16 protein-coding genes and 2 pseudogenes are annotated in these 21,810 nt (G+C 68.4%); 8 read left to right on the forward strand and 10 right to left on the reverse strand.

Annotated elements, in window-relative coordinates:
* Nucleotides 1-128: 128 nt before the first annotated feature.
* The 5 genes from ACZ43N_RS36840 to katG all read left to right on the forward strand — a co-directional run bounded on the left by ACZ43N_RS36840 (nucleotide 129) and on the right by katG (nucleotide 8,094).
* Nucleotides 129-1,544: a non-reducing end alpha-L-arabinofuranosidase family hydrolase gene (locus ACZ43N_RS36840; RefSeq protein ID WP_468103446.1), complete on the forward strand. Its 1,416-nt coding sequence runs from the start codon at nucleotides 129-131 to the stop codon at nucleotides 1,542-1,544.
* 86 nt (nucleotides 1,545-1,630) lie between these two features.
* The gene (locus tag ACZ43N_RS36845) at nucleotides 1,631-3,277 is read left to right on the forward strand and encodes a glycoside hydrolase family 27 protein (protein WP_468103447.1); all 1,647 of its coding nucleotides are present in this window, start codon (nucleotides 1,631-1,633) and stop codon (nucleotides 3,275-3,277) included.
* 689 nt (nucleotides 3,278-3,966) lie between these two features.
* Nucleotides 3,967-4,326, forward strand: coding sequence for a DUF6069 family protein (locus ACZ43N_RS36850; RefSeq protein ID WP_468103448.1), 360 nt, complete (start codon nucleotides 3,967-3,969; stop codon nucleotides 4,324-4,326).
* 114 nt (nucleotides 4,327-4,440) lie between these two features.
* The gene (locus ACZ43N_RS36855) at nucleotides 4,441-5,346 is read left to right on the forward strand and encodes a hypothetical protein (RefSeq protein WP_468103450.1); all 906 of its coding nucleotides are present in this window, start codon (nucleotides 4,441-4,443) and stop codon (nucleotides 5,344-5,346) included.
* Between the two features lie 555 nt (nucleotides 5,347-5,901).
* Nucleotides 5,902-8,094, forward strand: coding sequence for a catalase/peroxidase HPI (gene katG, locus ACZ43N_RS36860; RefSeq protein ID WP_468103452.1), 2,193 nt, complete (start codon nucleotides 5,902-5,904; stop codon nucleotides 8,092-8,094).
* Nucleotides 8,095-8,280: 186 nt separating this feature from the next.
* Here the strand turns inward: katG and ACZ43N_RS36865 are convergent.
* Both ACZ43N_RS36865 and ACZ43N_RS36870 read right to left on the reverse strand, forming a co-directional pair.
* Nucleotides 8,281-8,592 (reverse strand): annotated as a pseudogene (locus tag ACZ43N_RS36865) (VOC family protein); the annotation flags it as partial.
* Nucleotides 8,593-9,085: 493 nt separating this feature from the next.
* A complete protein-coding gene (locus ACZ43N_RS36870; RefSeq protein ID WP_468103454.1) occupies nucleotides 9,086-10,288 on the reverse strand; it encodes a serine hydrolase domain-containing protein in 1,203 nt (400 codons plus the stop codon).
* Nucleotides 10,289-10,338: 50 nt separating this feature from the next.
* Between ACZ43N_RS36870 and ACZ43N_RS36875 the strand changes: the two genes are divergently transcribed.
* Entirely contained in the window at nucleotides 10,339-10,872 is a 534-nt protein-coding gene (locus tag ACZ43N_RS36875) for a hypothetical protein (protein WP_468103519.1), read from the forward strand.
* 307 nt (nucleotides 10,873-11,179) lie between these two features.
* On the opposite strand, the pseudogene ACZ43N_RS36880 reads toward ACZ43N_RS36875, so the two are convergent.
* The 3 genes and pseudogenes from ACZ43N_RS36880 to ACZ43N_RS36890 form a co-directional block, all read right to left on the reverse strand.
* Nucleotides 11,180-11,311: pseudogene (locus tag ACZ43N_RS36880) on the reverse strand (MFS transporter); the annotation flags it as partial.
* Nucleotides 11,312-11,621: 310 nt separating this feature from the next.
* Nucleotides 11,622-12,236, reverse strand: a complete 615-nt coding sequence (locus tag ACZ43N_RS36885; RefSeq protein ID WP_468103456.1) for a hypothetical protein — start codon at nucleotides 12,234-12,236, stop codon at nucleotides 11,622-11,624.
* Nucleotides 12,233-12,820 (reverse strand): RNA polymerase sigma factor, encoded by a 588-nt coding sequence (locus ACZ43N_RS36890; protein WP_468103458.1) that lies wholly within the window; start codon nucleotides 12,818-12,820, stop codon nucleotides 12,233-12,235. The genes ACZ43N_RS36885 and ACZ43N_RS36890 overlap by 4 nt, the downstream gene beginning before the upstream one ends.
* Before the next feature lie 577 nt (nucleotides 12,821-13,397).
* Between ACZ43N_RS36890 and ACZ43N_RS36895 the strand changes: the two genes are divergently transcribed.
* Complete coding sequence (locus ACZ43N_RS36895; protein WP_468103460.1) at nucleotides 13,398-13,721, forward strand: ANTAR domain-containing protein; 324 nt, start codon at nucleotides 13,398-13,400, stop codon at nucleotides 13,719-13,721.
* A gap of 495 nt (nucleotides 13,722-14,216) precedes the next feature.
* On the opposite strand, the gene ACZ43N_RS36900 is transcribed toward ACZ43N_RS36895, so the two are convergent.
* Nucleotides 14,217-14,606: a VOC family protein gene (locus tag ACZ43N_RS36900; protein ID WP_468103462.1), complete on the reverse strand. Its 390-nt coding sequence runs from the start codon at nucleotides 14,604-14,606 to the stop codon at nucleotides 14,217-14,219.
* Nucleotides 14,607-14,739: 133 nt separating this feature from the next.
* On the opposite strand from ACZ43N_RS36900, the gene ACZ43N_RS36905 reads away from it, so the two are divergent.
* Nucleotides 14,740-15,375: a TetR/AcrR family transcriptional regulator gene (locus ACZ43N_RS36905; RefSeq protein WP_468103464.1), complete on the forward strand. Its 636-nt coding sequence runs from the start codon at nucleotides 14,740-14,742 to the stop codon at nucleotides 15,373-15,375.
* Between the two features lie 1,202 nt (nucleotides 15,376-16,577).
* Here the strand turns inward: ACZ43N_RS36905 and ACZ43N_RS36910 are convergent.
* From ACZ43N_RS36910 to ACZ43N_RS36925, 4 genes are all read right to left on the reverse strand, one after another.
* Nucleotides 16,578-17,411, reverse strand: coding sequence for a PIG-L family deacetylase (locus ACZ43N_RS36910; protein ID WP_468103466.1), 834 nt, complete (start codon nucleotides 17,409-17,411; stop codon nucleotides 16,578-16,580).
* 1,048 nt (nucleotides 17,412-18,459) lie between these two features.
* Nucleotides 18,460-19,125, reverse strand: a complete 666-nt coding sequence (locus ACZ43N_RS36915) for a response regulator (protein ID WP_468103467.1) — start codon at nucleotides 19,123-19,125, stop codon at nucleotides 18,460-18,462.
* On the reverse strand, nucleotides 19,122-20,285 hold the full coding sequence (locus ACZ43N_RS36920) for a sensor histidine kinase (RefSeq protein WP_468103469.1): 1,164 nt from the start codon (nucleotides 20,283-20,285) through the stop codon (nucleotides 19,122-19,124). The genes ACZ43N_RS36915 and ACZ43N_RS36920 overlap by 4 nt, the downstream gene beginning before the upstream one ends.
* A gap of 7 nt (nucleotides 20,286-20,292) precedes the next feature.
* Nucleotides 20,293-21,567, reverse strand: a complete 1,275-nt coding sequence (locus ACZ43N_RS36925) for a DUF418 domain-containing protein (RefSeq protein WP_468103470.1) — start codon at nucleotides 21,565-21,567, stop codon at nucleotides 20,293-20,295.
* Nucleotides 21,568-21,810: the final 243 nt, after the last annotated feature.

Consider the following 21,810-nt stretch of genomic DNA (forward strand, 5'->3'; position numbering starts at 1 on the left):
TCATCGTCCGCCCAATTCTCCGACCATGGTTCGGCATTCCGAACATCTCCCCCTGGTCGCAGCCCCATCCGTCCGGACGGCCCGTCAGCGGGCCGTCCGGATCCGCTCCCCCAAAGAATGAGGTTCACGTGCTCAGTCGTACGTTCACTCGCAAACACCTGTCCGTGGCACTCTCGGTCCTGGTCGCTTCGGCGGCGACGCTCGTCGCCAACCCCGGCCCGGCTCAGGCGGCCAGCACCGGCGCCTTGCGCGGCGTAGGCTCCGGCCGGTGTCTCGATGTGCCGGGCGCCGCTCAGACCGACGGCACGAATGTGCAGATTTGGGACTGCCACGGGGGGACCAACCAGCAGTGGACGCTGACGGACAGCAACCAGCTGACCGTGTACGGCAACAAGTGCCTGGACGTGCCGGGCCACGCCACCACGGCCGGGACCCGGCCGGTGATCTGGTCCTGCAACGGCGGTACGAACCAGCAGTGGCGGGTGAACGCCGACGGCACGGTCGTCGCCGTGGAGTCCGGGCTGTGTCTGGACGTGTCGGGCGGCGCCACGGCCAACGGCACGGCGGTGCAGCTGTGGAACTGCAACGGCGGCAACAACCAGAAGTGGACCGGTCTGTCCGGGACGGGCAGCACGTGCTCGCTTCCGTCGACGTACAAGTGGACCTCGACGGGCCCGCTGGCGCAGCCGGCGAACGGGTGGGTCGCGCTGAAGGACTTCACCGCCGTGAAGTACAACGGCCAGAACCTGGTCTACGCGACCACCTCTGACGGAGGGTCATGGGATTCCATGGCGTTCCGTCCCTTCACGAACTGGTCGGACATGGCGACGGCCACCCAGACCGGGATGGCCGAGGGCTTGGCGGTGGCGCCCAAACTGTTCTACCTCTCAACCAAGAACATCTGGGTGCTGGCCTCGAACGGCTGGGGTACCGCCTGGCCCTTCGTCTACCGCACGTCCAGCGACCCCACCAACCCCAACGGCTGGTCCGCCCCGCAGCCGCTGTTCACCGGCAGCCTCCCCGTGGGCGGCCCGATCGACCCGACCATGATCGCCGACGACCAGAACATGTACCTGTTCTTCGCCGATGACCTCGGAAGCATCTACAGGTCGACCATGCCGCTCGGGAACTTCCCGAGCAGCTTCGGCTCGTCGTACACGACGGTCATGAAGGACACGGAGGACAAACTGTTCGAGGCGCCGGAGGTCTACAAGGTCCAGGGCCGGAACCAGTACCTCATGATCGTCGAGGCAAAGGGCGCGGGCGGACGCTACTTCCGCTCGTTCACCGCCTCCAGCCTGAACGGTCCGTGGACCGAGCAGGCCGGCACCGAGAGCAACCCCTTCGCCGGCAAGGTCAACACCAACCAGACCTGGACCAACGACATCAGCCACGGTGACCTGGTCCGCAACAACCCCGACCAGACCATGACCATCGACCCCTGCAACCTGCAGTTCCTCTACCAGGGCAGGAACCCCTCCTCGGACGGCACCGACTACCTGAAACTGCCGTACCGGCCGGGCCTGCTCACCCTGCAGCGCTGACCGGATCGCGTCGTCCCGAGCTCGTGACCATGCCCCCAACGCCCCGCACAGCGGCTTCCGCTGTGCGGGCCAGGAAGGACCCCCTCATGGCCCCCTTGCACACGCGACTCCTACGTCTCCTCACAGCCACCGCGCTGACGCTCACCGCCTGCGTCACCGCCTCCGCCGGCACGGTCGCCGAGGCCGCACCGGGCAGCCCCGCGCTCACCCCGCCCCTGGGCTGGAACAGCTGGAACAGCTTCGGATGCGGGATCACCGAGGCGCAGGTTCGCCAGGCCGCCGACGCGATGGTGTCCTCCGGCATGAAGGACGCCGGGTACCAGTACGTCGTCGTCGACGACTGCTGGTTCGACCCGCAGCGTGACAGCGCGGGCAACCTCCGGGCCAACCCGACCAAGTTCCCCAGCGGCATGAAGGCGCTGGGCGACTACATCCACGGCAAGGGCCTCAAGTTCGGCATCTACCAGGCACCCAACGAGAAGACGTGCGCCCAAGGCGTGGGCACCTACCCCGGCTCCACCGGCAGCAAGGGGCACGAGGTACAGGACGCCGCCTCGTTCGCCGCATGGGGCGTGGACTACCTCAAGTACGACTGGTGCTCCGGCAGCGGCACGCTCGCCGAGCAGGTCGCACAGTTCACCACCATGCGTGACGCCCTGCGCGCCACCGGCCGCCCGATCGTCTACAGCATCAACTCCAACAGCTTCCACGCCCCCACCGGCGCCTCCTACGACTGGGGCCAGGTCGCCGACCTGTGGCGGACGACCGAGGACCTGCTCGACATCTGGCAGAACAACAACACCAACAGCTATCCGATGGGCGTCGGCAACGTCCTGGACATCACCGCGCCGCTGGCCGCACAGTCGGGCCCGGGCCACTGGAACGACCCGGACATGCTGGTCGTCGGCCGTCCCGGGCTGTCGCTGACCGAGGCCCGCTCCCACTTCGCCCTGTGGTCGCTGCTCTCGGCTCCCCTCATGGCCGGCAATGACATCCGCACCATGTCCGCCGACGTGAGCGCGATCCTCCGCAACCCCCGCCTGCTGGCGGTGAACCAGGACCCGCTGGGCGCGGGCGGGCGCCGGGTGCGCGACGACGGCGCCACCGAGGTCTTCGCCAAGCGCCTGTCCGACGGCTCGGTCGCCGTGGGCCTGTTCAACCGGGGCGGCAGCACCGCGACGATCACCACCAGCGCCGCACAGGTCGGCCTCACCGGAGGGTCGTTCACCCTCACCGATCTGTGGACAGGCGGCACGTCGAGCACGTCCGGTCAGATCTCGGCGAGCGTCCCGGCGCACGGTGTCGCCGTGTTCAAGATGAGCGGCGGCAGCCCCCTGTCCTCCACCACGGCACGCCTGCGCGGCACCGGATCCGGCCGCTGTCTGGATGTGGAAGGCGGCAGCACCGCCTCCGGGACGGCGACGCTGATCTGGGACTGCCACACCGCCGCCAACCAGCTGTGGACCACCTGGGCCGGCGGCGAGATCCGCGTCTTCGGCGACAAGTGCCTGGACGCCAACAACCAGGGCACCACCAACGGCACGCAGGTCATCATCTGGCCCTGCAACGGCCAGAACAACCAGAAATGGACCACACAGGCCGACGGCTCGATCCGCAACGTCAACGCCGGGCTGTGCCTCGACGTCAGCGGGGCCGCCACCGCGAACGGGACCCGACTGGTCCTGTGGACCTGCAACGGCCAGAACAACCAGAAGTGGACCTCTCTGGCGTAACCAGCCCCCTGGTGTGCGGGGAGACCTCCGGCGGGAAGGGGGCAGTCCCACCGCAGCGTGCCGCGCTGCGGGGGCTGCCCTCCCCCACCGGACAGTGGTGTCAGCGGGAGTGGCCGAGTTGGGTGATGCGCCAACGGTGGCAGCGACGCTGCGATTGTCCGACTGGCGGGCGATGCCACCGAGGCGCGGTGACGGTCGGCACCCTGCCGCTCGTCGCTGCGGCCCGGAAGCTGGGGTGTGACCTGCGGGCGGAGATCGACACCGAAGACATCGACCAGACAGTGGCCGACGGACTGAGAGTGCCCAAGGAGTCGCTGTTCAACCTGAAGGTGCGGGACAGATCGCCCGATGGGCGGACGGAGTCCTTTCGGTCGCGGGCAACGCCCGGAACGTCAAGAGCGTTCTGGCGGCCGGGTCGGCGCCGGTCCGGGTCGAGGGCGATACCGCCGCCCTCACTCCAGTGTCGGGCCTGGCCCCGTCGGGTGCGGCCGAGAAGACCGTGACCGACGCCTCGATCGCGTACCAGGACACCGGGGTCGTCGCGGACGCGGCATCGGGCCAGACCAGCTACGCCCACCGACTCCGCGGCTCACCGGCACCGGCTTTTATTGCCACGCTCGCAGCGATGGTGGCCACCACCCTCGCCGCGACGCTTACCCAGGCCGTTGGCGTTGACTTCGAGGACCCCGATGGCGGCGAGAAGATCCCGGTCCCCGGGTTCGCTCTTCTCGGTCGTGGGCATCGCCACTGCCATCGCTCTTCTTCGTCGGAGCGCTCGCCCCGCCAAGCAATTCGTATGGGCACCAGTGTCACTGACCGCGATCTCGTTCGTCCCGCCCTTCCCCTCCGGGGCAAACACCGCCACCACCACCGCCCTCCTCGGGCTACACCTCGTCCCTGCGACGGTGATGACTCCCATCCTGGCGCGGAGCCTCCGGACCGGGACCGATCCACGATGCCGCATCGGGGGGCGCAACAGTCATACTGGGCCCGGAGGCCAGCGCCCGTCTTGCAGCACCACGAAGAACAGTGGCAGGCCGCGCTCTTGATCATGGCCGTTGGACTCCCGATGTTCGGATGGCGTCGGTGGACCGGAAGGCCAAACCATGGACGATGACCACTGGGCCAGGTGGCCAGAGCCGTGGGCTGGTACGGATACCGACATGCGGACGGTCATGGGCGCGATCCCACGGGAGGTCAAGGACGGGTTCAAGTACGACGAGATCCCGTGGCAGCGGTTTCCGCACGTCCACGGCCCGGGCGAGGAGGTACCCGGTCGCCTCGCGACGCTCGCCTCCAAAGATGCCGAAGCCGCCGCCCTGGCCTTGGCGGAACTGTGGGAGAACCTCAATCACCAGGGCAGCACGATCGCGGTGGGAGCCTTGGCAGTACCCTTCCTGCTCCGGATCGCGACTACCGGGGTCCCCGGGCTCCGGGCGAACACCCTTCGCCTTGTCGCCGAGATCGGACGATGCCAGCACTTCGGGGACACAACACGCGAAGGCCTTCTCCAAGTCGCCGAGGATCCGCTGGAGGCGGAGGGCACCACGATGTGCCCCACGAACTGGACGATCCAGGCTGCTCGCGATGCCATCACGGACGACCTGCACCTCCTGTTCCCTCTTCTCCCCGACCCTGATCCCGATGTCCGCTCCGCGGCCGCCTTCGTCCTGGCGGCGGCGACCAGCGACATCCCGCGCGTCTCCTCAACACTGCACCGCAGGCTGGAGGTGGAGGACGATCCCGGGGTCCGTGTGAGCTTGATCCTGGCGATCGCCCAGCTCGCACGCGAACACCGGGATGAGCACGCTCCGGCGTGGGCCCGGGAGCTGTGGTCGGATCCCGGCCGGTCACCCGAGGTCCGCATCGGCGCCGGCCTCGCCTGGCTGTGCCTGGTCTGCGACCCCGTCCCCGACGAGCTCCGAGCCGTCCTGACCGACCCGAGTGCCGACCGATGCAGCGACCTGTTCCAGCGGGTGCCGTGGCTCGGACCGGTCGACTCCAGCAGCGGACTCCGCCGCTGCGTCCACGAAATGCTCACGCCGGACGTCCCCTGGAACAGCGATTGAGAGACCTCCACGAGATGGCGGAGGACCATCACGTTGGCACCTTCAGCGATCCAGCCGGCCTTCGCTGGTTCTCGGCCCGCCCCCGCTCCGATGCGGCGTCCGGGCCCTCGCTGCATTGTCCACGCAGCGCTATACATCAGCTCCATCCCGGGCAGATGCCCTCGCCAGTCCTCGCCGTCGTCAAGCTCAGCGGTTCGACTCGACGGCGGCTCGTTTCCGGAGTGTCGGTATCGAAGGGACGGTGCAACGATCCGCGTCGCCGTCGGACACTGCCGCCTCCCTCCCGGTGGTTCTGTCGTCGGCCAGCGGTCCGAACGGGTTGATCGTCGCAGCGGAACATCGGGAGAGCCACGCGCCCGCCGACGTCCGGAAGCATCTCGAAGCCGTGGGCGGGTCGATTTCTCGGCGGAAAGGAATTCGCCGCCCACACGTTTGCCATGCGGGAGTGCTCTGCGTGTTTTCTAGCGGTGTCGCCCGCGGTGCGCGACCATATAAATGCCGACATCGATGTCATCGGCGCCTGCGTGAAAACACCGAGAGAGAAAGAAGGACGACGTGTCCGGCAGCGAAAGCGAAAACCCGGCGATCTCCTCCCCGACCACCCCCACCCCCACTCGGCCCAGGTCGAACCGGGATTGGTGGCCTAATCAGCTGGACCTTCAAATTCTCCACCAGCACTCGTCCCGTTCCAATCCGATGGACGAGGACTTCGACTACTCCCGGGAGTTCGCGACCCTCGACCTCAACGCGTTGAAACAGGACGTCTTCGAGGTGATGACGACGTCACAGGACTGGTGGCCTGCAGACTACGGCCACTACGGCCCGCTCTTCATCCGGATGAGCTGGCACGCCGCGGGCACCTACCGTGTCGCTGACGGCCGGGGCGGTGGCGGCACCGGCGCCCAGCGCTTCGCCCCCCTCAACAGTTGGCCGGACAACGCGAGCCTCGACAAGGCCCGCCGCCTGCTCTGGCCGGTCAAGCAGAAGTACGGCCAGAAGATCTCCTGGGCCGACCTCCTGGTCTTCGCCGGTAACTGTGCCATGGAATCGATGGGGTTCAAGACGTTCGGTTTCGGATTCGGCCGCGAGGACATCTGGGAGCCCGAGGAGATCTTCTGGGGCCCCGAGGACACCTGGCTCGGAGATGAGCGATACAGCGGAGACAGGGAACTCGCCGCTCCCTTCGGGGCCGTACAGATGGGACTGATCTACGTCAATCCTGAGGGGCCCGACGGAAACCCGGATCCGTTGGCGGCCGCCCGGGACATTCGCGAGACTTTCGGGCGCATGGCGATGAATGACGAGGAGACGGTCGCGCTCATCGTCGGCGGCCATACGTTCGGCAAGTGTCATGGCGCGGTCGACCCCGCGTACATCGGCCCGGAACCCGAGGCCGCCTCCATCGAGCAACAGGGTCTCGGCTGGAGAAACACGTACGGCACCGGCAAGGGCTCCGACACGCTCACCAGTGGGCTCGAAGGCGCTTGGACCACCGAGCCGACCAGGTGGGACAACGGGTACCTGGACAACCTGTTCGGCTACGACTGGGAGCTGACGACGAGCCCCGCCGGTGCCAAGCAGTGGACCCCCACGGATCCCGCGGCCCAGGGCACGGTGCCCGACGCTCATGATCCGTCGAAGAGGCACGCCCCGATGATGCTGACGACGGACCTGGCGCTGAAGCTGGATCCGGTCTACGGCCCGATCGCGAAGAGCTTCCACGAGAACCCGGACAGACTCGCGGACGCGTTCGCCAAGGCCTGGTACAAGCTGTTGCACCGCGACATGGGACCCGTCACGCGTTACCTCGGCCCGTGGGTTCCCGAGCCACAACTGTGGCAGGATCCCGTCCCCCCGGTCGACCACGAACTCGTCCGGGACGAGGATATCGCCGATCTCAAGAGCAGGATCGTCTCCTCGGGGCTGTCCATCTCCCAACTGGTCACCACCGCCTGGGCATCGGCGGCCAGCTTCCGCGGCACCGACAAGCGGGGCGGGGCCAACGGGGCCCGGATCCGACTGGCACCGCAGAGGGACTGGGAGGTCAACCACCTCCCCGAGGTGGCTGAGGTGCTGCAGAAACTGGAGCGGATCCGGCAGGACTTCGACCTCGCGCAGGCGGGCCGGACCAGGGTCTCACTCGCCGACCTGATCGTCCTGGGCGGGTGCGCGGCCGTCGAGCAGGCCGCGAGGAACGCCGGGTTCGACATCACGGTCCCGTTCGCACCAGGGCGCACGGACGCCTCGCAGGAGCAGACCGACGTGGATTCGTTCGCCGTGCTCGAGCCCAGGGCCGACGGATTCCGGAACTACCTCCGGGCGGGAGAGAAGCTGTCGCCGGAGACACTTCTGCTGGACCGCGCCAATCTGCTGACCCTCACCGCTCCCGAGATGACGGCGCTGATCGGCGGCATGCGCGTTCTGAACAGCGGCTACAAGCGCTCGCCGCACGGCGTGTTCACTCACCGACCGGAGACGTTGACCAACGACTTCTTCGTCCATCTGCTCGACATGGGCACGGAGTGGACGGTGTCGGCTTCCGACGAGGACGTGTTCGAAGGGCGGGATCGCACCACGGGCGAGCTGAAGTGGACCGCCACCGCGGTGGACCTCGTCTTCGGTGCGAACTCCCAGCTCCGAGCCGTCGCGGAGGTCTACGCGTCCCGGGACGCCGGGCACAAGTTCGTGCGTGACTTCGTGGCCGCGTGGGACAAGGTGATGAACCTCGATCGGTTCGACCTCTCCTGAACCCGATGTCCGGGTCGGGCTGGTGAACACTGCTCGCCCGGAGTTCCAGCAACGCCTCCCCGGTGGGCACGCGCGCTCCACCCGCAGCGCGCGTGCCCGCCGTCCGCATGTCTCCTGGAGTACGGAGAGAACGTTCCCAGCGGGGTCGGTGAACCACGCGATCGCGGCGGGGCCGCCGTCACCGGCCCGGACGATGCCCCTCTCGTCATGGTCGAACCCGGGATAGCGCTCAAGGCTCACGCCGCGCCGCTCCAGTTCGTCGACAGCGGCTTCGATGTCGTCCATGGGGAAGTTGAGGATCGTGAAGGTCGCGGGGATGTGAGACTCCTCCGGGTAGACGAAGACCCGTGCGCCTCCGCCGAGCGTGAGAGTCAGCATCCGCATGCCCCCCTCCCCGCTCTCCTCCGCGCGGAGACCGAGAGTCTCACCGTGGAACCGTCGGGCCTCGCCGAGGTCGTCGACCGCGAAGCCACTGAACGCCTGGGATTGTCCGAACATGCCCTGTCTCTCCTTCAGGGTTGAGCTGTTCCGAGATCTCAGGGCACACCACACCCACCCCGGTCATCGGCGCGCCACGCTGTCGACGCGAGGGCAGCGACTTCCCCGCCCTTCTCCAGCGGCTGTCCGCCTACGTGCCGACCCGCAAGTCCATGGAGTACCCGACTCGCCTGCGGTTCTCCTCGGCCCGCGATAAGGCCCACACACGGCGAGTCCTTGACGCTCTGACGCCGCAGGGCAAGGACCCGGTCATCGATGTGCCGCTGGTACCGGCGAGTTGGACGCGCTACTGCAGCTGCTGGAGTACGTCCGGGGTGGCCTCCGACGCGACGGGCTCGAAGGACGGACTTCGCCGGCCTGCCGCCGACGAGCTCGAGGGCCGGCGCGGCGGCGGATACGATGCCGCCGCCCGCCAACAGCGGATTGAGGAACGCTGTCGACGGTCGGAAGGCGAGGAGGGCTGACAACGGGGCCCTGCCGTGAGCGTGGTCTGTTAGTACTCCAGCAGGGGCGCCGACGGCTTGTCCGTGCGGGACGGGACGCTGCCGCAGAACTCCGCTTCGATCACGTTGATGTAGAGCGACGGGTTGGGGAGCCAGTCACCGTTGATGTTGAACGTCAGCTGGTGCTTCCCGTCACGCGTGCCGACCATCGCGGACAGAGAGCCGTTGGTACGGCCGCTCTTGCCCACGACCTTCACGCCGCAGGACAGCTCCGCGAACTCGACTCCGAGTCCGTACCCGAGCCCGCCCCCCGCGGGAACCTCGTCGAGCATCTGCGCCATCTGCTTGCGGGGCAGCAACTCTCCTTTGAACAGGGCCCGTTGGAAGCGGTTGAGGTCGCCGCTGGTGGAGATGACATCGCCGGCCGCGCCCAGCCAGGTCATGTTCTGTTCGGTGGCGTCGTGGGTCGGGGCGTCCGGGGCGTCCTGGTGCAGCCGGGAGTAGCCGACCGGGTGGGGCTTCGGCAGGTGAGGTGACGTGCCGGGGAACGACGTGCCGCGCAGCTTCAGCGGCCGGATGATGCGGCGGGTGATCTCCTGCGCGTACGAGCGGCCCGTCGCCTTCTCGATGACCATCCCGGCGATGACGAAGTTGGTGTTCGAGTACACAGGCTTCGTCCCCGGATCGGGCAGCGGCGGGTACTTCAGCGCGACCGCCACGAGTTCCTCGGGCATGTGCGTGTCGTACCGGTGCTCCGGAAACCCGGGACCGGCGGCGTCGTGGACGAACGCGGGGTCGTCGGTGTAGTTGGCGATACCGCTGGTGTGGTTGAGGAGCTGCCGCAGGGTGATCTTGTCGCCGTCGTAGCCGTTGCCTCGCACCAGGCCGGGCAGCCATCGCCCGACCGTGTCGTCCAGGCTCAGCCTGCCTTCGGCCTCCAGTTGGAGCAGGACTGTCGCCACGAACGTCTTGGTGATGCTGGCCCCGCGGAAGTGGTCGCGGGGAGAGCGCTCGCGGCCCGTGCCGGTGTCGGCGTGGCCTGCCGCCGCGTACCAACCCCCCTTGCTGTCATGGACCTTGGCGGCCACTCCGGGCAGTCCCCCCTTGTCGACCAGGTCACGCAGGGCGGTCCGGGTCGCCTCGTGGTCGGCGTGCGGCTGTGCCGCATGTGCGGACGGGGCGAGTGCCGCCGTTCCGGCGCACAACGCCACGGCCAGGCCTAATGAGACGGTGCGTGAAGCCCGCTGCTTCATGGGTGTGTGCCTCCCGTTCACCTAGGGGCAGGGCTTGCCCCTCGGTGCGGATGACGCCCAACGCGGGCTTGCGGGTTGATCGTCTGGGGCGGGAAGCCGAGGGAACCAGGCGGTTTGGTTTGGATCAGCGGGCGGACCAGCGGGTCGCCGAGGAGGCCGGTCTGGAGGCGCACGCCTTCGGCTGTCTGTCTCTGCTGGCCAAGGCCAGCGGTCGGCAGCGCGAGGCGATCTCGGCAGCGCAGGTCGCGCAGAGCGTCGCCCGGACGTTCAGCTCGCCGAGGATGCTGTCGCTGTTCGCGATGCGCGAGGCCGGCGGCTGGGCCTTGGTGGGGGATGCCGGAGCCGCGGGACGGGTCGATCCTGCGCACCCACCAGCTGTACACCAGGGGCCGCGCGAGGCTGACCCGGAATGGCTGGAGTTCAACAACCCAGGCTGCTGGCGGGGTTCGCGGCGCTGGCGCGGGCATGCTCAACCGACCGAAGCAGGCACGCACTGCTCGCACCGCCAGGTCGGGCTACCGCAAGACCGGCATGGCAGGGGCTCGCGCTATGCCCTGGCGTCTCTGATGAGTCCTGTCGCTTGATGGTGGGCGTCACGATTGTGACGTCCCTCGCATGCTGCGTGGTCAAGGGCGCCCGGCAGGGTGCTCTTGACCACGAGCGCGGCGGGTTGACCGCGTGATCGAAAGAGAGGGACCCCGGCGACGCTCGGCTGGGGTCCCTCAAGGAAGCGCCTCCAGCTGAATCGGGGGTCATCCGCTGGTCACTCCAGTCCGAGATGGTGCCGGCGCTCCGCCACGTGTCGTCCCAGTTCTCGCTGATGTCGTTCACGACCCGGCTGAAGTACTGCTGCACCAGTTCGTGCAGGTAGACCGAGAGCGCGCCCGGGGTGAGGCCGAGTGCGGTTCCGAGCGCGCCGCCGAGCAGTGCTCCGAGGGGGATCGTTCCGTAGCTGAGGAATGCGGTGCTTGCGGTGAGGCGACCGAGGAGATGCGGCGGGCAGTAGCGTTGCTGGAAGCTCGCCACACCGTCGCCCACTCACAGTTGGCGAACACGAAGAACTGAGACGCCATGGACACGGTGTACTGGGGTCGGTTCGCGCACAGATGGCGGTGATGGCTCGGGATCTGCTGGCGCAGGATTCGGTGGCCACCGCGCTGGAGCGGATCACGGCCTTGGCCACCGAGCTGGTCGACGGTTGCAACGCGGCCGGCATCCTCGTCCTGCACGACAAGCCGGTCGAGCCCTGGCCCCCGCTTGTTGAGGCCGGAGGCCGTGTTCTGGACTCCTGGGCTGTTTCGAAACGACCTGCGTCAGCTGTCCCCCGTCGGCCTCAGCCGCCTGTCACGGGTTTGGAGCCGATGGCCGCGCAGGCCGCCTTCTTCGTGGCGTAGCCGTCCGCCGGGTAGATCACCGGCCCGCCGAGTACCTCATGGCCGTCGGTGGCGGAGGACTCGCCGTGGTCGGGCTGCGCGTTGGGGTGATAGCAGGCCACGAACCAGGTCGGTCTGGGGATCGGTGGCACCGTGCCCTGTCCAGGCTGGTTCCACAGCCGGTCCCAGGTCACGGCGCAGGAACGCGTCGCGTCCCGCGGATCGAAATCCTTCATGTCTTTGAGCGGCAGCTGGCTCAGGTCGGCCTCGGGTGACAGTGTGCGAGCGCACATGACATTGCGCCCGTCCTCATCCCAGGGCCCGAGCGTGGCTACGGCGGCCGTGGTGGCGCCCCCCAGGAGGGCGGCCGTGACCGCACTCACCATGAACAGATGCCGACGCCTGGCTGAACCGGCCCTGGCAGGCGGCTGTTCGGTGCGTCGCAGGATGTTCCGCAGGACGGCTTGGCCGTCGGGGGACGTGGTCCAGCCGTTGGTGTCGTCGCCGGTGGGGCGCAGGGCTCGGATGGCGGCGAGGTCGGGTGCCTGGCCGTGCTGGGTGATGGTCGGCTTCATGCTGACTCCCGCTGGGTGAGATGGGGCTGGGCAAGAGCGCCATGGACCGGCTGCACATGGGCTGTACGGGGCAGCGCAGCCCTGAACCGTTTGCGTGCCCGGTGCAGGCGCACGGCGAAGGCAGTGGCCGTGCAGCCCACGACCACGGCCGCCTGCTTGGACGTCAGGCCGTACCAGGCACTCAGAACGAGCACCTCCCGGTCCTGTTCCGAAAGCGCCGAGAGCGCGGCGGCCACCTCGGCACGCGTCCCTATCGCGTCGCCGATCTCCGAGGCCTCCGGCCGGTCGGCCATCACGGCCAAGCGCTCGGCCAGTGCGCGGTGCCGCTGGTCGGACCGCACGCGGTTGGCGAGCAGCCGCCGAGCCGAAGCGAGCAGCCACGGCAGAGCATCGTCGGGTACGGAGCCGGACTTGCGCCAGGCGAGCACGAAGGTCTCCGACAGGATGTCCTGTGCTGTCTCCCGGTCCGTACGGTGCAGCAGATACGCGAGTACCCGATCGGCATGAGCCGTGTAGAGAGCCTCCAGGGCCCGGTGTCCGTCCGGGTCACCGTACTTCCCTGCGGTTGTTCGTCGTCGTCTCACAACACCTCCATGGTCCGTCCGTCAACTGCCGTCAACCGGGAGATGTACGGCCGGGCCGGATCTCTTACAGCCTCCGGACAACTCGAGTGCGGGCCGTCTTGGCAGGCGGGACACAGATCACGAGCCTGCCGTGAGTACACACCCGCGCGATCGCCCGTGCCTGATCGCCACCTGCTCCAAAGGGAGAAGGGCTCACCACGCTCGCCAAGCACCTCACCATCCACGGCCCGCCCTCGAGATCCACCGGCCCCCTGCCCCACAGGCCGGCAAGGCTTCTGTCCGCGTTCTTTGCCGCGACGGCCGAGGCCAAGCGGGTGGCCTGCAGTTGTCCGGAGAGGGGCACCCGAGCCGACATGGCCGATTCCGGCTCATGTTTCCGGGGCCTGGTCGATCAACACGACGCCTCGTGACGTGTCGGCGGACTGGAGCCCACCCCGGTCCCGGGCTGTACTTCCGGCGGCCTGCTGAGTGTCCGAGGGTCAGGCCGGTGGTCGCGATCCACCCAACGTCGTCGGCAGGCGGCCAAGCGGAATAAATCTGAAACAGCGACCTCGTCCTGGAAAACGAAGGTCTCGCCGTGGAAGTCGCTCAGCTCCAGCAGGCCATCACCTCACACGCCATCGTCGACCAGGCCATCGGCGCCATCGTCACCCTTGGACATATGCCTCCCGAAGAGGCCTGCCGAGCCTTGTCGACGTGCCCCACCGGCACCAGCACCAAACTGCGCACCGCCACCGAACACATCATGGCCTTTGCCCAAGGCGCTCACCCGCCAGAGGCAGAGCTAGCGGGCTCCGGCGAAGAATCACCCGGCACGCCGCCATCCTCATGGAGAGGCAGCCGGATGCACCTGGGCCCATCCCGCCGTACGCAGAAAGACAGACGGGCAGATGCGAACTGAACAGCACTGGCCGAACCCGCCCACCACTCCCCCACCGATACCCCGGATGACCCGGCCGCCGCGTTGGCGGAGCAGCTGGGGTCTGTACTGCGCTTCGCCGCAGACCCGCACAGCGAGGTTGTGCACGCTCTGACGCCGCGGCTCGTCACCGCGCGCTGCAGGCCTTCAGGTGCCCTCTGCCTGCATTACACCAAGGTGCCCCCCCCGCCCTTCCATCTCGTGGCTCATGCGGCCCTCGAGGACGGCGTCGCAATAGGTGCCCTCGCCTGTGATGCCCAGCAGCTCGCGGGCCGCTGCGGTGCAGCGTGTGTGTCGGGGTACGTAGCGGCCAGGTGCTTGGTGTCGCCGGGAGCGATCGGCCAGAAGCCGTGGGGGCCGATGGGTCCGCCCCGTCAGGCCCGGCAATGAAGCCATCGTGGGTGGAGGCGATGCGGTACACGCTTGCGCAACTGGTGCGCTTCCGTGGGGTGGTCGACTTGTCTGCGGTGCCGGAGGTCAGGTCGTGGCGGAGGCCCACTCCACGAACTGGACGACCACACCGTTGGGGTCGGTGATCTGGAAGAGGCGTTCGCCCCACGGCTCTTCACGCAGCGGCATGGTGATGTCGACGCCCGCGGCCCGGAGCCTGCCCTCTTCCTCGGCGATGCCGCTGTCGACAGTGAACGCGAGGATGAGCCCGCCGGCGCGCTGATCGCGCTGGTCGGTCGGCAGGACCTCCATGCCCCGCCGCAACAGGACTATGTCGGCCGCGGCGTCGGGCCGGCTCAGCGAGGAGAAGCCGTCGGCAGCCATGCGTTCCTCGTAGCCGAGGTGGGTGATGAAGAAGGAGCGGGACGCGGCCACGTCGTCGACAGTGAGGGACACGGTGGAAGCAGTGATCTGCACGCGGGTTCCTTCGGTTCGGGACGAATAGGGAGCAGGCGACGCAAGCTGAAAGTGAAACTTACGTTGGACGTAAAGTTAGTCCAGAGGCGAGCTTGAGGTCAACATAATTTTACTAAGGATGTAAGATTTAGCCATGAGTATCGAGAGCACCGGACTGCGCGAGTCCAAGAAGCGCGAGACCCGGCAGTTGATCTCCGACCACGCCACCCGCCTGTTCATCGCGCAGGGTTTCGAGTCGACGACCATCGCGGAGATTGCCACCGCCGCCCGCGTCGCCAAGAAGACCGTGACCAACTACTTCCCGCGCAAGGAGGACATGGCCCTCGACCACCAGGAGACGTTCGTTGCGAGCCTGGCCGAGGCCGTGGCCGCCCGCCGCGCCGGAGAGTCTGCCCTCGGCGCGCTGCGCCGTACCTTCGAAGCGGGCGTCGCCGCCCAGGACCCGGTGATCGGTTTCGCCGGCCAGGACTTCTCCCGGATGATCCACGAGAGTCCGACTCTCTCGGCCTGCCTGCGCACACTGCACGACCGGCGCGAAGAAGTACTCGCCGCCGCCCTCGCCGAGGCCACCGGTTCCTCTCCTGACGCCATCACCGCGCGCACCGCCGCGGCCCTCCTCGCAGCGGTGCACCGCGTCATGTTCCGCCGTATCCAGGAGTTGACCCTCGCCGGCCGCACGGACGACGAGATCGCCGCAGTCGTCGCGGAAGAAGCCGCCGACGCCTTCGGCCTCCTGGAACCGGCCCTCGGTCACTACGCCGTGGCATGAGCGCCGCCTCCAGAGCCCGGACGACGCCCGGTGCGGGGCATCCGGCGGCTGCCCGCACCCGATGTCAGCAGCAGTGGCTGCTGCCGCTGGCGGCGTTCATCGAACGTCATCGACCGGGGCAAGGTCTTCGTCTCCCGGGCGTTCGTTGGAGACCTGGACCACCGGCACCCTCCTGCGGAGCGCGGCGAGCGGGCAACAAGGTCAGGTGTCACCCAGGCCGGTGAGCTCGCTCCACGCCTCGACGAGCCCCCGTATCCGCTCAAGTGATCCGCAGAAATGGATCGGGTTATCGCCTGCCTGCCTGTCTCTCGCGACGATGCCCAGGTCGGCCCATCCGTCACGGTTGAAGTCCGCGGCGGCGCGCCGATCACGTACCCCTGCCGGCCACCGGTGTAGTCGGCCAAGGCTCGCGCCCCGACAGTCGCTTCATCGGCCGAGCCGACACCGAAGGTGATGGTGAAGTGAGTGCCACTACGGGACGGGTCGGATGCGCGATCCGGATGCCCGTCGTCGTTCAGGTCAGTGATCAGCACCCCTGGTGCCGTCGCACACGAGGCGATGGCAGACATTCCAGTGGGCGGCGGGGGCGGCATTCCTCGTGAGTCCTCGCATCCGGCCAGGAGCATCAGGCCACGAGCATCAGGCCGACCACGACGAAGGCTCTATGAGTCAGTCACCTCTTGTCTCCACTCCGCGACAACACGCCGCCCATCAGTCCTCGTCCTGCCCGACACGGCCTCGATCAACGCCGCACAGCCCGTTTCAGCAGGGCCCCTGACGCCCCGCCGAGCACGACAGGCGCCCCCTCATCCATCACGGCATCGCTACTTGCCGAAGATCACGTGAAGGGTGGGACCGTCGATCTCGGATTCCTGGCTCATCGGCCGCCGAGTGGCCATGGCCATGGGCCGCGGAGACCGCGCGGAAAGGCCCCCGGCTGTGTGACGCGCTCGATCGCGCCGCGCGCCCGATGAGCCTTCCCTAAGGGCTGTCCCGTAATCCGCGGTGGGTCAGCGCACGGCGTCGGATGCTGGGGGCACCTCCCACGCCGTTCAGGCAGCGGGGGAGCATCGCAAGGCGGAGGGGCGTCCGCATGCTGGATGTATGCGGGCGTTCCGACAACGCGGCGAGGTGCCGTAGCCGGCGTCGTGCGCCCGCCGGGGATTACGGGACAGCTCTTAGCTCCGCCCCGGATGGGTGGATCAGCGCAGTCCGGCGAAGAGATCGTTCTCGGGTACGGCCGCGCCGGTGGAGTCCTGGACCCGTACAAAGGTCTCCATGCCCATCAACTCGCCGAATCTCTTCTTGCCCATCTTGAGGAAGAAGATGTTCTCGCCCTGACTGGCGTGCGCGGCCAGCGCGTCGAACTTCTGGCCGCTGAAAGCGGTGGTATCCACCCATGTGGTGATCTCATCGTCGGGGAGGCCGATCTCGGCCATCGCGGCGGCCTCGGCAGGATCCGGCTCCGGCATGTCCGGATGAAACTCGCGCATGATCTCCCCGAACCGCTGCATTCCCGAACGGGGCACCGTGGTCCAGTACACCTTCGGTGTCAGCGCGGTCATCTCCAGCGCCGCCATCGTGATGCGGTGGGCCTGGATGTGATCGGGATGGCCGTAGAAACCGTTCTCGTCGTAGGTGACGACCACATCGGGTCGATAGTGCCGCATGAGTTCAGCGAGTCGGGCCGCGCCTTCCTCCACGGGGGTCTGCCAGAAGGATCCGGGGGCATCGTTGCTGGGCCAGCCCATCATCCCGGAGTCGGCATACTCCAGCATCTCCAGGTCGCTGATCTTCAGGACGTCACAGCTCGCCTCGAGTTCTTGACGGCGCATCAGGGCGACCGCCGCCGGATCGTGCCCGGGATCGCCCGGCTTGACACCCCCCGGTCCATCACCGCAACCGCCGTCGGTACACGTCACGAGAACCGTGCGGATGCCTTCCGCCGCGTACCGCGCGAGGACCCCTCCGGTTCCGGTGGCCTCGTCGTCGGGGTGGGCGTGTACGGCCATAAACGTCAAGGGCCGGTCAGTCATCAAGCAGTCCTCCTGTGGAAATACGTCTTGGTCCGAGTGTGCGGCGGGCGTACCGCTCCTGGAGCCCCGGATCCTGGTGGGACGGACGACCTGGTGGTCTCCTTGTTCCCCGCTCGTGCAGCGCCGGTCCCTCGGTCGATGCAACACTGCCGGCCGGGCCGGCTGTTCCCGGCGCGGCGGCAGGTAGGGCGTGGAAGCACCTCCTCGCACCTCAAGATTTCCAGATGACCAGGCGGCTGCTCCTGAGGTGGCCTTTGAGCGGTGCCCACGCTGCAACCGTCTCCAGCCCGCAAGAGCAGGCGGCTGGCGCCGGGATGGTGGTGGCCCGTCAACCACTGGGCAATTGATGCACTACGGATCCGCGGCGATGCGACTGCACGTGATGCTCCTCGATCGCCACCCGCGCGTCATTGGCTTGGCCGCCCGGCCGCCCGGCCGCTTGGACTGCGGTGGCGCGGGCCGAGCGGGGTGCGGGCGCATGTCCCTCAACTGATGCTCCGGCTGGCAGACGGCCAGGGGTTTCTCGCCGACTGTGCAGGGGGGAAAGCAGATCTCGGCCTCTTCACCCTTGAACCCGACGCGCCCGGCTCGCAGGGCGACCCGTCGGACTGCACCATCTCGCCCGGGAGGTTGGCCCACTTGGTGAACCCGCCGAGACGGCGGAACTTCTCGAAGCGCGCCAGGCCTGACGGGGAGCACCGACCTCCTGACGGCCAGGCCCCTGCAGGGCGTGAACCCGGATGGCGACGAGTTCGAGGTGATGTGGCGCACCCCATGCGTCGACTGGCCGATCTCGGAGGAGAAACAGAAACCGCTCCCGCTGGGCCTCCGGTCGGCGATCGACCGATGGGGCCCGGTCTGAGGACGGGAGCGGCTGCCGGGTCGGTCACGTGACAGCCGTAGGCCCCGCGCCTCACTCGCGGAACAGGAATACCGCTTGGTGCAGCTGAGCGGCAGCAGGCCATGAACAAGATCGACGAGCAGGCTCAACAGCTGCCCCACACCAGGCGCTTGATCCACTTGCTCTCGGCGGGCTCTCCCAGCATTTTCATCTCTTTGGCTCGGCCGAACCGTTCTGGACGAGCCCGGCCCGGCTCGCGATGAGCGCCGCCTCTACCCGCGTGCGGACGTCGAGCTTGGCCAGCAGTTTCTGCACGTGCGTCTTGACGGTGCTCTCCTCGACGCGCAGTCGGCGGGCGATCTGCGCGTTGCTCAGGGCGTGTCCGACCAGGGCGAGGACTTCGCGTTCCCGCGGTGTCAGGCCGTCGGGCAGCGTGACGATCCCGATGCTGTGGCTGGATGCCCGGGCGATCAGCCTTCGGGTCGGGCCCGGCGAGACGAACCCGTCACCGCGGGCGACCGCCCGGATGCCGTCCAGCAACGTGGCGGCAGGGTCGTCCTTCAGCACGAACCCGGTGGCTCCGGCCTGCAGCGTTCCGAACAGGTACTCGTCGAGGTCGAAGGTGGTGAGCGCGAGGATGGGTGGCGGACCTGCCTGGGCCATGATCTGCCGAGTGGCCGCGACGCCGTCCAGCCGCGGCATACGCACATCCATGACCACCACGTCGGGGCGTAGCCGGGCGGCCAGCTCCACCGCGGCTGCCCCGTCGGCGGCCTCTCCGACGACCACGAGATCGGGCTCGACATCGATCATCATGCGCATGCTGGTACGCACCAGGTCCTGATCGTCGGCGAGCAGCACGGAGATGGTCACTGCTGCCGTGCCTCCTCCGTCGGGAGGGGCAGCATCGCGTCGACCCTCCAGCCGCCGTCCGGCCGGGGGCCCGCTGTGGCCGAGCCTCCGCACAGCGCGGCGCGTTCCCGTATCCCGATGAGCCCATGACCGGTGGTCGGGCGGGTCCGCGGCCTGCCCTGGGGCGCTCCCTCGTCGTCGACGCGGATGCACAGCCGATCCCTGCCGTAGTCGAGCCTGACCGTCGCGTGTGGTGGGCGGGCGTGCCGAGCGACGTTCATCAACGCCTCCTGGACGATGCGGTAGGCGGCGAGGTCGACCATACGGGACAGGGGGCCCGGTTCGCCGCTGGTCACGATGTCCACCGCGGCGCCGGCCCGTCGCGCCTGGTCGGCCAGCGCCTCGACCTCCCGCAGCGACGGCTGCGCCACGAGGTCGGCGGCGGCCTCGTCGTCCCTGAGCGAGTCCAGCGCGCCGCGCAGCTCGCCCAGCGCGGCGCCGACCTCCCGGCCGATCTCGGCGAGGGCCTCGCCCTCCGGTGTGCACCGGTCCCGGTGGACATGACCGACGGCCGTGACCCGCATCGCCACCGCACTGAGCCGGCCCGCCACCGCGTCGTGCAACTCACGGGCCAGGCGCAGCCGCTCGTCGCGAGCGGCTGCGCGGGCGTCCAGCTCCCGCAGCCGTTCGGCCTGCTCGGCCTGCGTGGCGGCCAGCTGGACACGGCTGCGCGCCGCATCTGCCATCGCCACCACCACCACGGGCATGAAGCCGAAGACCGCCGTATCGTAGAAGAGCCCCACCAGCCCGACGTCGTAGGCCTCGGCGCTCCATGGGGCGCGGTAGGCGTCCACGGCGACGCAGGCGCCCAGCGCGGCGATGGCCGCCAGTCGTAACCGGGCCGTGCCCGCTGCGATCGCGCTGAACGCGGCGACCCACACGCCTGCCTGCGCCAGGGCGGGCGTCGTCGCGGCCTGGTCACCCAGCCAGGCCGACGTGACCAGGTACCCCAGACCGACGACGGCCAGAGCCGTCACCGGACGCGAGCGGCGCCACAGGACGGCGAACGCGAACACGGCCGCGGAGACGGCCAGGAGCACGGTGTGGGCCGTTGTCCTTTCGAACCACAGCAGCTCCACCAGGTCGATCGAGGCCGCGACCACAGCCAGCGCTGTCAGCACGGTGCCGCTACGGGGCGCCGACGGAGGTCTTGCCGGCCGCCGCTTGCTTCTCGTCCTCATCACGCTTTTCCCGTTGCCTGCGGTCGGCGCGTTGGAAGGGGGCGTTGACGGCCCAGCGCCAGACGAGTTCGAACGGGCCTTGGCGGAAGTGCCGCAGCCACCACCAGGCGGCGAGCATCAGCAGGGCGCTGATCGCCGCCCAGGACAGCACCGTACCAAGGGGGCCGAACGGTCCCAGACCCAGTCCCCACTGGGAGAAGACCACTATGGCGACGACGTTCTGCAGCATGTAGCACGACAGCGCGGTGCGGCCGACATCTGCGAGGCGGCGGCTGAGGAACCCCGAGCCGCCACGGCGGCGCAGCAGGATGAGGATCAGCCCCAGATAGCCGAACGCCACGATCGGAGCGACGGTGTAGCGGGACAGTGCCCCGATGATGTCGTTCCCAGCCAGGGGCAGATTTTCCCACGCCGTCAGTGTTCCGCCGATGGTCAGCCCGCCCACCGCGAGCCAGCGGCTCATCGCGTGCGCCCGCGCGTCGCCCCTGAACAGTCCCGCCCGCCACAGCAACACCCCGCACAGGAAGAGGAATGCCGACAGGGGCGGGGCGATGATGAACGCTTCCTCGCGAAGGGCCCAGAAGTCCCCCACCCGACCGGCGACTTCGGCGAAGTAGGTTGTGGGCACTTCGTCGTCCCAGGCGCCGCCGAATCCGAATCCGAACGAGCCCTCGTCGAACCGTTCCGCCCAGTCGTCGTCCCCAGCACGCCCACCGGCGGCTCGGCCCGCCAGCATGCGGTTGAACTCCAGCGCCAGGTGCAGTGCCCCGGAGAGCACGGTCGCCACCACCAGCCAGCGGGTGCTCAGGCGCAGCAGCGGGGCGATCACCATGCCGACCAGCGCGTAGCCCATGAGGATGTCGAACTCCACGACGAGCGCGAAGTGGAGAAAGCCGTCGGCCAGCAACAGGAGCGAGCGCCACTCGTACCGCCATGGCCAGCGAAGCCCGTTGCGGACCGCCGACTCGAACTGGATCGCCATGCCGACACCGAACAGAATCGACAGGAGCCCGAGAAACTTACCGTTCGAGATGGCGTTCGATAGGGGAGCCAGGAACTCCTCCGACCTGCCGAGGAGTTGGACAGGATCGCCCCCGGAGCCGATGACGAAGATCCATATGTTGGTCAGCAGCGTTCCGATGATGGCGACACCGCGCAGCACATCCAGCGACTGTAAACGCCGACTCGCCTGTGCTTCTTTCGACTTGGTTTCCTTTGACACGAGGCGAAGCTATGGCGGCGGTGCCCGCGGACACGTCAGACCGACGTACAAGGCCGCCTCATCACTTCGGCGGAGGGACGACCCTCAGAAGGGGTGATGCCCGCTGACGCCGCTCGAGGAGTCGTCTGGGGCTCGGGCCCGGCGCTTGATCGCCCGTCAGAGGGTCTGCGAGCACCCCGCTGCCCGACAACGAACTGAACCGGGTTGTGCCTCAGGGACGGCGAAGCCGAACCGGTCCCCCCG

The sequence above is a fragment of the Streptomyces sp. NPDC030814 genome, from assembly GCF_055572155.1.